Source organism: Actinosynnema sp. NPDC091369, assembly GCF_044757065.1.
GTDB lineage: Bacteria > Actinomycetota > Actinomycetes > Mycobacteriales > Pseudonocardiaceae > Actinosynnema.
The window spans coordinates 628,963-642,748 of record NZ_JBIVUG010000004.1 but is presented as its reverse complement, the minus strand read 5'-3'; the positions used below and the strand labels follow the sequence as shown (position 1 = coordinate 642,748).

The window sequence follows — 13,786 nt, the reverse complement described above, 5'->3', positions numbered from 1 at the left end:
AAACCATGCGAAAAGCGAGACATGCCCTGTCCCGGGGCCTGACCGCGGTGCTCGTCCTGACCGCGGTCACCGCGGTCGCCACGCCCGCGGTCGCGGTGGCCGGACCGTCGGTGGACGCGTCGGACGTCGCCTCGGTGCCGGTCAGCAACGGCACCATGTCGCCCCGTGCGGGCGACGAGGCGACCACCCGCGCGCTGCGCAACGACCAACCCGCCTCGGGCGGCTCGCAGGAGGGTGGCGGCTCGTTCACCGCCACCCCGCTGTCGGCGTCGTCGTCCTGGGCGGTGTCGGGGCAGAGCGGCGACTTCACCTGGTCCTACCCGGTGCGGGTGCCGCCCGCACCGGGCGGGTTCACCCCGTCGCTGGCCCTGTCCTACCGGTCGTCCGCGGTGGACGGCCTCACCAGCGCGACGAACAACCAGCCGTCGTGGATCGGTGACGGCTGGGACCTGTCGGCGGGCTTCATCGAGCGCGCCTACGGCGGGTGCGCCGACGACACCACGGGTGGGACGACCCCGCCGAAGACCGGTGACCTCTGCTGGCGCAGCGACAACGCCACCGCGTCGTTCGCGGGCGGTGGCGGCATGATGATCCGGGACGACGCCAACGGCGTGTGGCGGCTCAAGGCCGACAACCGGTCCCGCGTCGAGCGGGTGACCACCGCCGGCAACGGCGACGACGACGGCGAGTCGTGGAAGATCACCACGGTGGACGGCACCCAGTACTTCTTCGGGTCCCGTCCGGCGGCGAACTCCGCGTGGACCGTGCCGGTGTTCGGCGACGACGCCGACGAACCGTGCCACACCGGCTCGTTCGACGCGTCGTGGTGCGCGCAGGCGTGGCGGTGGAACCTCGACAAGGTGGTCGACCCGCGTGGCAACGTCATCCTCTACACGTACGAGAAGGAGACGAACAGCTACGGCCGCAACCTGAAGGACGCGGCCGTCTCCTACGTGCGCGCGGGCACGCTCAAGAGCGTCGAGTACGGCCTGCGCGACGACGTGGACGCCCCGGCCACCAGCCGGGTCGAGTTCGGTCTCGCCGACCGCTGCGTGCGCGACTCGACGTGCACGTTCGACCGAAAGGAGAACTGGCCGGACGTGCCCCTCGACGAGCGCTGCGACACGGCGACCTGCGCGGACCGCCACTCGCCGACGTTCTGGTCGACCAAGCGCCTGTCCACGATCACCACGAAGATCCGGCGCGGCACGAGCTGGAGCGACGTCGACCGCTGGACCCTCGAGCACGAGCACGCCAAGGCCGACGACGTGTACCGGGCCGCGCTCTGGCTCAAGGGGATCACGCACACCGGCCTGGTCGGCGGCGAGGTGTCGCTGCCGGCGGTGACGTTCGAGGGCACCGCGATGCCCAACCGCGTGGACACGCCCACCGGCATCGGCCCCCTCAACCGGTACCGCGTCACCGGTGTGGTCTCCGAGGCGGGCGGGGTCACCACGATCCGCTACGCGTCGCCGGACTGCGTGCCGGGCCGGGCGATGCCGGCCAACCCGGAGTCCAACGGGTTGCGCTGCTACCCGGTGACGTGGACCAAGGAGGACTACGCCGAGCGCACCGACCACTTCCACAAGTACGTCGTGGAGTCGGTGACCACCTCCGACCGGTTGGCGTCCAGCCCGGAGCAGGTGGTCCGCTACGAGTACCTCGACGGCGCCGGGTGGCGGTACGACCGCTCGGAGTTCACCAAGGACGACAAGAAGACCTGGAACGAGTGGCGCGGCTACGGACGGGTCCGCGTCCGGGTCGGCACCGGCGCGGACGGCCCGGTCACGATGACCGAGGACCGCTTCTACCGCGGTATGCACGGCGACCACCTGCCCGGCGGGACGCGCGCGGTGACGGTCACCGACTCCGAGGGCGGCGCCCGCGAGGACTCCGACTGGCTCAACGGCGTCCTGTTCGAGTCGCAGACCCACGACGGGACCTCCGAGGAGGTCCTCTCGAAGAAGATCTCCACCCCCGCGTGGGTCGGCCCGACCGCGACCCGCGGCGTCTACCGGGCGTACTTCGTCGGCACCGGCTCCTCGACCGGGTACACCGCGTTGCGGGCCGGTGGCTGGCGCAAGACCAGGACCGAGACGGAGTACGACGACCACGGTCAGGTGATCGAGCTCAACGACCTCGGCGACGTCGACGTGACGACCGACGACCAGTGCAACCGGACGTCGTACGCGCAGGACGCGAACCGCTGGATGTGGTCGCTGCCCACGCAGTCGGAGACCGTGGGGGTGGCCTGCACGGCGACTCCGAAGTTCCCCGAGGACGCGATCACCGGGGCGAAGACCACCTACGACGCGGGCGGCAACCCCACGAGGGTCGAGGTGCTCGACCAGCGCCCCGAGTCGGGGCCGGTGTTCGCCACCAAGTCGGTCATGACCTACGACGTCTACGGCCGTCCCTTGACGGTCGAGGACGCCGCCGGCAACAAGACGACCACGTCCTACTCGCCGGCCACCGGCGGCCTGATGACGGGCAAGGTGATCACCAACGCCCTCGGGCACTCGGTGACCAGCACCGTGGAACCGGCGTGGGGCGTGATCACGAAGTCCGTGGACGCCAACGAGAACACCACCGAGGCGGCGTTCGACCCGCTGGGGCGCACGGTGCGGGTGTGGAAGCCGAACCGGCCGCGCGAGGACTTCCCAGACCAGCCGAGCACCACCATCGCGTACTCGGTCCGGCGCGACGCCCTCAGCTCGGTCACCAGCACGACGGTCGGTCCGCGCGGCACCTACATCACGGCCGCCACCGTCTACGACGGCCACTACCGGGTCCGCCAGGCCCAGACGCCGACCGACGGCGGCCGGCTCGTCGTGGACACCGCGTACGACTCGCAGGGCCGGGTGGCCCGCACCACGCAGCCGTTCTTCAACCAGCAGCCCGTCGACCAGCAGTTGCTCGTCTTCTCCGAGACCGTCGTACCCGGCCTGACCCGGGTGCGGTACGACGGCGCCGGCCGGCAGGTCGCGACGATCTTCCAGGGCGGCGGCCAGGAGAAGTGGCGGAGCACGACGGCCTACGGCGGCGACCGCGTCGACGTCGTGCCCCCGCCGGGCGGCACACCGACCACCACGATCACCGACGCGCGCGGTCACACCACCGAGCTGTGGCAGTACAAGGGCAGCACGGCGGAGGGCGAGCACGACACCACCAGGTACACCTACACGCGGGCCGGAGCGGTCGCGTCGGCCACCGACGCGGCGGGCAACACCTGGCGCTGGTCCTACGACCTCCAGGGGCGGCAGGTGCGGGCCGAGGATGTCGACAAGGGCACGTCCACCATGACCTACGACCTGCTGGGCCGGTTGGAGACGGTCACCGACGCTCGCAGCACCACCTTGAAGTACGGCTACGACGTCCTGGGGCGGAAGAAGACCGTCCACTCCGGCGCGACACTGCTCCAGGAGTTCAAGTACGACACCGCGCTCTACGGCGTGGGCCAGATGCACTCGGCCACCCGCTACTCGACCACGGGCAAGGCGTACACCACGTCGATCCAGGCGTACACGACGCTGTACCAGCCGATCCGGGCCGAGGTGGTCATCCCGGACGTGGAAGGTCCGCTCAAGGGCACCTACCGCATGGAGTACGCCTACAAGCCGGACGGCTCACCCGCCGGCGAGGCGTACGCTGCCGTGGCCGACCTGCCCTCGGAGACGGTGCTGCACGAGTACGACGACCTCGGCCGGCCGGTCAAGACCACCGGTGGCCTCAGCGGTCTGGGCACCGACACCCTGGTGACCGACACCAAGTACACCCGCTACGGCGAGCTGTACCGGATGAGCATCGGCGGTGCGGGCAAGCAGATGTGGCTGTCGTACTACTACGAGGACCACACCCGCCGGATGAACCGCTACATCGTCGACGCCGAAGTGGCGAAGCCGATGCAGGCCGACGTCAACCTCGGGTACGACCCCGCGGGCACCATCAAGTCGGTCACCGACCAGGCGCTGGACCAGCCGGTGGACCGCCAGTGCTTCCGCCACGACCACCTGCGCCGGGTGACCGAGGCGTGGACGCCGTCCGGGCAGTGCTCCGCCGACCCGTCGACCGGGTCGCTGAGCGGTCCCGCGCCGTACTGGCACTCCTACGAGTACGACCCGGCGGGCAACCGGCTGAAGGAGGTCCAGCACTCGGGCTCCGGGGACACCACGCGGACCTACGCCCACCCGGCCGCCGGGTCGCCGCGCGCGCACGCGGTCTCGTCGGTCACCACGACCGGGCCGGGCGTGGACCGGGTGGACGAGTACGCCTACAACGCCATCGGCAGCACCACCAACCGCCCGGGGCAGATCCTCGACTGGGACGCGGAGGGCCGGCTGGCGAAGGTGGTCGAGGGCGCGAAGACCTCCGAGTTCCTCTACGCGGCAGGCGGCTCCCGCCTGATCCGCCGGGACCCGGACGCCACGACGCTGTACCTCGGCAACCAGGAGCTGAAGCTGGCCAAGGGCGCCACCAAGCCCGTGGTGACCCGCTACTACCAGCACGGCGGCAAGACCATCGCCATGCGGGAGGGGCGCTCGAAGCTGACCTGGCTGGCGTCCGACCACCAGGGCACGCCGCAGATCTCGGTGGACCGGTTGACGATGACCGTGTCGCGCGGCCGACAACTGCCGTTCGGCGGCTGGCGCGGCGGCGCGAGCGCGATCCCCGGCGACCGCGGCTTCGTGGGCGGCACGGAGGACCCGTCGACCGGCTTGGTCCACGTCGGCGCCCGCCAGTACGACGCCGACCTGGGCCGGTTCGCCTCGGTCGACCCGGTGATGGACGGCGGCGACCCGCAGCAGTGGAACGCCTACGCCTACGGCAACAACTCGCCGATCACGTTCTCCGACCCGTCCGGCCTGGCCTACTGCGACTACAACTCGTGCCCGGGCGACGGCGGCCACAACCCGAACGGGCCGAAGAACAACAAGGACGGCAAGTGCGTGGCGAACTGCCACAACAAGCACGACAACTACCCGCTGGGCTCCGACGTGCCGGCCGGGTCGTACCGCGGCGGGCAGGCCACGGTGCCCCCGCTCAACCAGGTGCTGACGAAGTACCAGGTCCAGGTCGACCCGCGCGGCTACGCCGACACCAAGATCTTCGGCAAGGGCCCGGCGCTGGTCTACGCGGAGTGGGACGTGCTGCTGGACCACACCTGCGGGTCCGTGGAGCCGGACACGGCGATGCGGTGCAGCGATGAAGAGCGGGACGGCGTGTGGGGCATCCTGGCGAAGATGGCGGACATCCAGAGCGAGGCGGAGGGTGAGGCCAAGGCGCGCTACCCCACCGACTCGATGGCCGGTGGTCGTCAGGACGCCTTCCGGCACATCTACTGGAACGCGTTGATGGCCAACGAGTTCGGCGTCACGTTCGCCAACAACTTCGCCACGGCCCACGAGCAGCGACCGGACAACACCGCCAAGCAGGAGGCGATGGACCTCTACAACAACCAGTTCGGCCGGCTGTTCATCGTCCACGGCGCCGGTCAGCGGATGGACCTGCTGCCCGACATGGTCGAGTCGTTCGTCGACCAGGGGCACGCCCTGGTGATCGCGCCCGACTACAGCCTCGTGCCGAGCGACCAGGTGCCGCGCGGGTACTCGTACGACCCGGCGAGCGAACCGCGGTTGGACATCGTCGGGGTGCAGCCCGGGTCTCTGCCCTGCGTCTACTATCAGGGCAGGTGCATGGACCGGTGATCGGCGCGGAGGTGGGTGGCGCGTGCGCGTGACGTGGCTGCTCCTCGTTGCGCTCTTCGCCTGTGTCGCGTGCGCGCCGGACCCCGAGTTCAACCGCGCGTTGTCGGATGACGTGAAGGCGTACGTCGAGGGGCACGACGAAGAGCGGCTCTTCACCGAGTTCACCGACTGGGAGTGGGACGAACTGCTGGTGTTCCACATGTCGGACATGTCCTCGGACGAGGTGGACGAGATCGTGGGCGAGGACGTCGCACCGCTGTGGGCCACCGGGGGCGGTGTGTTCGTGTACCGCTTGGAAGGTGAGGTCGTGCGCTACGAGATGATGGAGTGGGGCGGGTTCTGCTCGGGCTCCTACACGACCTCGGCGCACGTGTCGTCGAAGTACGCGTGCTGGCTGCACGACGACGCGTACAAGCCCTTCGACCGCTGACGGAGGAACCACGCGGAGGGGGCTCATCGGAAATCCGGTGGGCCCCTTCTCCTTGCGTCCACGACCATGTTGTTACCGATAAGCCATGCATGCGGTGACTGCGGTGTGGTCCCCTATTGATCAGGTCGGGGAGACCGTTGTGGGGGATTGGGATGAGCGAAGACAGATCGAACGCACAGCCACCGGCGGCTGATCCGCCGGTATCACCGCCTGCCGCCGAACCGGCGCCGCCCGAGGCCGCGGTCGTGGAGCCGGTGGAGCAGGTGCCACCGACCGCCGAGACCGCTGAGGCCGCCGCACCGTCGGCGGAACCCGCAGCGGCGGAACCGGGCGCGGCGCAGGCCATCGAGCCTGAACCGCCGGTCGCTGCATCACCGGCCGTGGAAATGCCTGCCGTCGCGTATTCCTCCGAACTCCCGGCAGGTCACCCCGCCCTGGCGGCGAATCCGTGGGCCCGGCCGGCCGGTCCGGAGGAGCACGTGGCGTGGGTCGACCCGACGCCGACCGACCCGATCCTGCGCATCCCCCCGACGCCGCCCGCGCCGAGGTCCACCGCAGCCGCCGTGCTGCTGAACCTGACCGGGTCCGGCGCAGGCTACTTCTACCTGCGCCGGCGTCGGCAGGCGTGGACGGCGGCCGTTCTCACCGTCGTGCTCGTCGTCATCGCGTTCGCCACGAACGCGGCGGCCAACCCGTGGTTGTGGGGGATCCTGGCGGCAGTCTGGCTCGTAACCCTCGTCTTGGACGCGTGGCGCATCGCGGTGAAGCACCCGCCGGTCGCGAACCGCCGGCCCGCGGTCATCGGGGCGATCGCGGTGGTCGCGGTGGTGGGCGCGTACGTCGGGTACGGCGTGCTGGGCCGCGCCGCCTACGACGACGGCCTCGCCGCTCAGGGCCGCGGTGACTGCACGGCGGCGACCGGCGAGTTCAAGGCGGTGACCGGGCCCTACGAGCTGACGCTGAGCTCGGACGTCGCCGCGGCGAACCGTGGGCTGACCGAGTGCGCCGACTTCACCCGCGCGGCCGACTCCGAGGACGAAGCCACCGCCGTTCAGCGCTACGGCCAGTTCCGCCGTGACCACCCGGACAGCCCGCTGCGCCCGTTCGTCCGCGACGAGCTCGTCAAGACCTACACGACGTGGGCCCGCGGCCTGCGCGACGAGGGCCGGCTGGCTGACTCGATCAAGGTCTACCGCGACCTGCTCGCCGAGGACGAGTCGTTCGCCCCGGAGGTCGCCGACGCCTACCTGCGCCTGGCGAAGAAGGTCACCTCCGAACCGCCCGTCAGCGCCGCCGCGGGGGCCACCGCGCTCGAAGCGATCGCCGACGAGTTCGGTGACACGCCGGCCGCCGGGGAAGTGCCCGCGGCGTTCGACGCGCTGTTCGCGGCGGCCACCGCGCCGGTCGCGGCCGGTAAGCCGTGCGAGGCGGTGGACGTCCTCGCCTTCTTCGCGGAGCTGACCAACAAGGCCGCCGCGAAGGTGGCGGGCGAGGCGAAGACCCAGTACCCGCGCGCCATGCTCGACTGCGGCCTGAGCGACCTCCGCGACGGCGAGGCAACGGTCGCGATCACCACGCTGGACCGGTTCATCAGGACCTTCCCGGAGCACGGCGACCTGCCGCAGGCCAAGTCGGCCCAGATCGCCGCCCAGGTGGCCATCGGCACCGGCGCACGGGTGCCGGTGCCCGCACCGCTCGGCGCGGGCGGCCCGATCACGATCACCTTCTTCAACACGGTCAACCGCGAGATCACCATCAAATTGGCCGGCTCCACCGCGCACGAGTTCACCCTGCCGCCGTGCACGAGCTGTCCGGAGTACCACGCCCTCGGCACGGGCGGGGACGCGTGCAACTCGCCGGTCGGCCGGCCCTTGTTCGCCGTCGGCCTGGGCGAGGGCACCCACCACCTGCTCGCCGACTTCCAGGGCAGCGGAGACCTGACCAAGCAGTTCGACGCCCGCCCCGGCGGGTTCGACCTGTACTGCATGTACGTGGAACGCAACAACTGATCCGCCGCCACGCCGCCGGACCTGGCACCAGGCCCGGCGGCTCACTGGCAGGTGGATGCCGGTTTCTACGGCTTTTTCATGACAATTGTTCCCGTAACGTCGGTGAATTCGATTCGATGCAGCGCGGTCCGCAAAAATGCGGACTGCGCGGTAACGGTGTGGTATCGGCTGTATCGCCCTGCGCCCTCTGGACGATGACCACGATGGTCTGTTCGGCGGTGATGAAGGGGGGACGGCTGTGGTGAACGACGACGCTGCTCCGAATCCGCGGGGTGCGGCGGTTGATCGAGCGGTACGGCTTTTCGAGTTCCTCGCCCGGAGTCAGCAGCTCAAGTCCAACTCGCCCCGCACCACCGACAGCTACGACTCGGTGCTGTGGTTCGGGCAGTTGCCGAACCACCCCGCCATCCGGTCCGCACACCGGGAGGACTCGCCGCAACCCGGTGCCTCCCTGCTCACGGTCCAGCGAATCGCGCACCAGCAGCCGCCTGAGCCGGAGGCGGAGCTGCGGCCCTGGCTGGACGGGGAGTGGGACGACCCGGCCACACCACCCCGCTTGCGCGAGTCGATCGGCGAGGGCGAGCAGCGCACCGCGCTCGATGACGTCCCCGAGACCCGTGACGCCCACGTCGCGTGGGAAGCGCGTTGGTCGGAGTGGGCCGAACGCGAGCGGGGTGATCGACCGGCGCGGAACGTCTACAACGACCTGTTCTCCGCCTACGTCACCGCGGCCGGACACGCTGAAGAACTCGAACTCGTCGTCGGTGTCGGCTGCCTGTCGTGGTCGCCGCCCGGCCACCACGTGGTGCGGCGGCACCTCGTGACCGTGCCCGCCGTCATCCACTTCGACGACGCCACCGGGCAGCTGACGCTCCAGCAGACCGAGGTAGCCGACGGGCTGAACGTCGAGTTGGACATGCTCGACCCCGGCCGCGTCGCCAACCCGCAGCACGTCGTCCAGATCAGGAACGAGGCACGCGAGGTCGCCGCCGCCGTCCTGCACCGCGAGGTGGTGGGCGGTGTGCTGCGTCGCCTGGCGCACGCCCTCGACGGTGACGCCGCCTACCTTGACGAGGACGACGCGCAGAAGGTCGGCCCGCACGCGGTGGCGGCGTTCGCCCCAGCCGTTGTCCTGCGCAGGCGCTCGCGGCAGGGGATCGTCGACATCCTCGACTCGGTCGCCGCGCAGCTCGGCGAATCCGGCGTCGTCCCGGACGGGCTGCTCCCGCTCGTCGACCCGGATCACCGTCCGGCCGCGGAACGCTCGCCCGAGGCCGGTGCCCTGGTCGAAATCGACACGGACCTCTTCCTGCCGCTGCCGGTCAACGACCGGCAGTTGCGCGTCCTCACCCAGGTCGACGCGAAGGCCCAGACCCTCGTCCAGGGCCCGCCCGGAACGGGCAAGACCCACACCGTCGCCGCTCTGCTGTCACACCTCCTCGCGCAGGGCAAGCGCGTGCTCGTCACGGCGCACACCGACCGCGCTCTGAAGGAAGTGCGGGCAAAGCTGCCCGAGGCCATCGCACCGCTGGCCGTCTCGGTCGTCGGCTCGTCGCGCTCGGACCTGACCGACCTCAAGGTCGCCGTGGAGCGGATCAGCCACGTCGCCGGCGAGTACGACGCCGAAGCCGCACGCCGGGCCGTCGAGGATCACGTCACCGCGATCGAGGGACTCCGCCTGCGCCGGGCCGGGCTGTACCGGCGCCTGCTCGATGCGCGAGGCGAAGAGGTGGCCGAGCACGAGATCGGTGACTACCGGGGCACACTCGCCGCCCTGGCACGACGCGTGGAAGCGGAGCGGGAGCGGTTCGGATGGGTGGCAGACCTGGCCACCGTGAGCGGTGTCGCCCCGTCGCCGATCCCGGCGAGGGACATCGTCGAGTGGCACCGGATCCTCGTGGACGACGCGGTGAACGCCGACGAGCCCGAGTCGCGGCTGAAACTGGTGCCCCTCGCCGACGTACCCACCCCCGAGCCGTTCTTCACGCTCGTCACCGCCGAGCGGCAGGCCATCGCGGCGGAGGAGGGCCACGGCAGCCTCACGCAGCACACCGCCTTCGACGCCGTCCGCCGCCTGGACCAGTCCACTCGGACGGTGCTGCGACAGCGGCTCAACGGGTTCGCGCGGGAGGCCGGAGACCTGTCGCGCCGACGCGAGCAGTGGATGAACGACGCGCTGTCCGACGTCCTCTCCACCCGGGCGAACCACTGGCGGTCGCGCGGGAACCAGGTCGCGCAGCTCATCGGGCGCGTCAGCCCCCTCGTCGACCGCCTCGGCCCGTTGACCGAGGTGCAGGTCGCCTCCACCGACATGGGCGCGCTCGTCGCCCTGGCCGGCGCGCTGCGCGCACACGTCGGCGAGGGCGGCAAGCTCAAGACCAACCCGGACGGCTCACCCAAGACCGGTGCGTTCGCCCCGAAGGCCGTCAAGCAGGGCCAGCCCCTGTTCCAGGCGGTCCGGGTCAACGGCGTCCCGCCCACGAGCGCCGAACAGCTCGACTTGTTCCTGATGTGGGCCGATGCCACCAGGTCGCTGGACGCGCTGGACCGGGCGTGGCCCGACTCGGTGCACATCCCCGCCGAGGACACGCTGAGCGAACGACTCCAGTGGCACGTGACCGAACTGGAGCAGCTGCGCCGCGTGCTGGCGTTGGGCGAAGCCCTGGAAAGCGAGGAGCGCGACCTGGCGGGACTCGGCCTTCCGCGTCCGAACTGGACGGACCTCGACGCTGTCCAGACCTACGCCCGGCTCGTCGACGCGGCCGCCGCGTCCGACGCGCGCACCGCGGCCACCGTGCCGCTGCTGGAGGTGGTGCGGACCATCGCCGACGTGGCTCGAAGGGCGGACGCCGCGCCCTGCGTGAAGCACCTGGCGCAGGCCGCCGAAGAACGCGACCACGAGTCGTACGCGGTGGCGCACCACAGGTTGGCGCGGCTGACCGGGGTCGCCGGAGTGGCACGTCGTCGGGACGAGATCGCGGCGGCGTTGGCCCGCCTGCTGCCGCAGGTGCACGAGGCTGTGTCGGCGGACCCGTCGGATCCTGCTTGGGTGGACAGGCTGGCCGACTGGGACGCCGCGTGGGCGTGGGCCGCGGTGCGGACATGGGTGGTCGGCCGCAGGGGCGAGGACGTCAACGCCCTCCAGCTCGAGGTGCTGCACGTCGAGGAACAGGTGCGCGGTCGGGTCGAGAGGCTGGCAGCCGAACGCGCTTGGGGCCACGCGGTCTCGCCGGAGCGGTTGTCCGGTAAGGCACGGGCCGACCTGCTCCAGTACGCCCAGCTGGTCAAGCTGCTCGGCAAGGGCACCGGTGTCTACGCCAACCAGCGCCGGGCCGACATCAAGGCCGCCATGGACCGCTGCCGCCCGGCGGTGCCGGTCTGGATCATGCCCGTCTACCGCATCGCCGAGCAGTTCCGCGTCCAGCCGGACATGTTCGACGTCGTGATCGTCGACGAGCGTCCCAGGCGGGACTTGAGGCGACGTTCCTCCAGTACCTCGCGCCCAAGATCGTGGTCATCGGCGACGACAAGCAGGTCTCGCCCACGGCCGTGGGCACCGACCAGCAGCAATTGCGCGACCTCGCCGAGCAGTACCTGTGGGACGACCCGTACCGCGCGTCGTGGCAGGATCCCAAGCGCAGCCTGTTCGACGAGGCGAAGATGCGCTTCGAGGGCATGACCACGCTCGTCGAGCACCGGCGATGCGTGCCGGAGATCATCGGCTTCTCGAACCGGATCGCCTACGAGCCCGACGGCGTCCGGCTGGTGCCGGTGCGCCAGTACGGCGCGGACCGCCTGGAACCGATCAAGCCCGTGTTCCTCGACAACGGTTACGAGCGCGGTGTGACCGACAAGGTCAACCCGGTCGAGGCGGACGCATCGTCGACCAGATCGAGAAGTGCGCCGCCGACCCGCGGTACGACGGCCTGACGTTCGGCGTCGTGTCGCTCCTCGGCCGCGCGCAGGCGAAGAGGATCGAGAAGCGCCTGCTCGAACGCATCCCACCGGAGGAGTGGAAGGCCCGCGACCTGCGCTGCGGCGATTCGGCGGACTTCCAGGGATCCGAGCGCGACGTCATGTTCCTGTCCATGGTCAAGGCGGCGGAGCCCGGCAAGCGGATCGGGGCGCTGACCCAGGACTTGTACGTCCAGCGCTTCAACGTCGCCGCGTCCCGTGCCAAGGACCAGATGTGGGTGTTCCACTCCCTGCGCTTGTCCGACCTCGGCAACCCCGAGGACATGCGGTTCCAGTTGCTGGACTACTGCTATGCGTTGTCCGGACGGGTGGACGGCGTGGAAGACGCCAGGCACACGGCCGTGTCCGAGGACCGCAAGGTGGAGCCGTTCGACTCGCTGTTCGAGCAGCGGGTGTTCAACCGGCTCGTCGACCGGGGCTACAGCGTCGTCCCGCAGTTCCCGGCCGAGGGCTACCGGATCGACCTGGTGGTCGTGGGTGCCAAGGCCCGACTGGCGGTCGAGTGCGACGGTGACGCGTGGCACGGGCCGGACGCGTACGAGCGCGACATGGCCCGGCAGCGCGACCTGGAGCGGTGCGGCTGGAGGTTCTTCCGCCTCCGCGAGTCGGAGTTCTACGCGGACCGGCCGGCGGTCATGGCCCGGCTGTGGGAGGCGTTGCAGGAGCTCGACATCCATCCTTCGGGCTGGGTCTCGGACGGTGGTGATCCGTCGGTCGCGGTGTCGCGGTCACAGGTAGCGGCTGGAGAGCGTCCGCCTTCGACGACGATGCCTGAACTCGTGGTGCCCGACTCGGTCGTCCCTGAGCCGGTGCTTCCGGAGGTCGGGTGCGACCCTGGGGCGGACGAGTCCCTGGTGGTGTCCGACCTCGTGATGGCCGCAGACGCCCCGGAGCTTCCCGTACCGGTGGCCGTGGGCCATGAGGGCGCGTTGCCACCCGTTGTCATCGCGGAACAGGCGCCGTCGGCAGCTCGCTCAGTGCTGGCTGCGTACGAGACGTTCGCGGGGTCCGTGATCCAGGTAGCCGAGGCGTCACGACGGGACATGATCGACGGCCTGGTGCGCCTCGTTGAAGCCGAAGGTCCTGTGTTGGGCAACCGATTGCACACCGCTTACGTTCGGACTTCGGGCTCCATCAGGGTCACCAAACTGGTCGCGGGCGAGTTGAACAAGGCCATTGCCCAAGCGGTGCGCGAAGGGCGGCTCATCGAGGACAACCCGCTCGGCGAGAGCGGTGTCAAGCCACGCACGTACCGGGTGTCCGATCAGCCAGAGGTGCGGATGCGCCACCTGGGGCCGAGGTCTTTCGAGGAGGTGCCACCGCGTGAGTTGGCAGCTCTGCTCGACCACGTTGCCGAGCGGGACGGCAGCGGGGAAGAAGAGGCGTTGCAGCGCGCCGTGCTGGAGTTGCTGGGTCTGAAGCGGCTCACCGACAACGTCAAGAACCGTTTCGCCGCCGTCCAGGCCATCCGATCGTGATTCCGTTATGAGGGCGAATCGCGCTCTGGTGGATCAAGCGGTCGGACTGCGACGGGTTGCGGTTCTTGTAGTGAACGCAGGTGCCTGGTCAAGCGCTTGGTCCGCAACGCATCGATCCTGACCGGGAGCGGTTGGACGGGCCCGGGCTGTCAGGACTTGGGCCCGGCCGGCGCCTCTCCAAGCCAAGTC

6 protein-coding genes are annotated in these 13,786 nt (G+C 70.3%); all 6 read left to right on the top strand.

The window, feature by feature from the left end; all coding sequences use genetic code 11:
• Positions 1–5 precede the first annotated feature (5 nt).
• The 6 genes from ACIQMJ_RS19425 to ACIQMJ_RS19400 all read left to right on the top strand — a co-directional run bounded on the left by ACIQMJ_RS19425 (position 6) and on the right by ACIQMJ_RS19400 (position 13,597).
• Positions 6–5,705, top strand: a complete 5,700-nt coding sequence (locus tag ACIQMJ_RS19425; protein WP_499762362.1) for a DUF6973 domain-containing protein — start codon at positions 6–8, stop codon at positions 5,703–5,705.
• A gap of 22 nt (positions 5,706–5,727) precedes the next feature.
• Positions 5,728–6,135, top strand: a complete 408-nt coding sequence (locus ACIQMJ_RS19420; RefSeq protein ID WP_499762361.1) for a hypothetical protein — start codon at positions 5,728–5,730, stop codon at positions 6,133–6,135.
• Between the two features lie 479 nt (positions 6,136–6,614).
• Entirely contained in the window at positions 6,615–8,144 is a 1,530-nt protein-coding gene (locus ACIQMJ_RS19415; protein ID WP_499762360.1) for a hypothetical protein, read from the top strand.
• Positions 8,145–8,385: 241 nt separating this feature from the next.
• The gene (locus tag ACIQMJ_RS19410; protein WP_499762359.1) at positions 8,386–11,823 is read left to right on the top strand and encodes an AAA domain-containing protein; all 3,438 of its coding nucleotides are present in this window, start codon (positions 8,386–8,388) and stop codon (positions 11,821–11,823) included.
• A complete protein-coding gene (locus ACIQMJ_RS19405; protein ID WP_499762358.1) occupies positions 11,805–12,074 on the top strand; it encodes a hypothetical protein in 270 nt (89 codons plus the stop codon). Before ACIQMJ_RS19410 ends, ACIQMJ_RS19405 begins: the two co-directional genes overlap by 19 nt.
• Positions 12,075–12,085: 11 nt before the next feature.
• Positions 12,086–13,597, top strand: coding sequence for a PDDEXK-like endonuclease domain-containing protein (locus ACIQMJ_RS19400; RefSeq protein WP_499762357.1), 1,512 nt, complete (start codon positions 12,086–12,088; stop codon positions 13,595–13,597).
• The last annotated feature ends 189 nt before the right edge of the window (positions 13,598–13,786 follow it).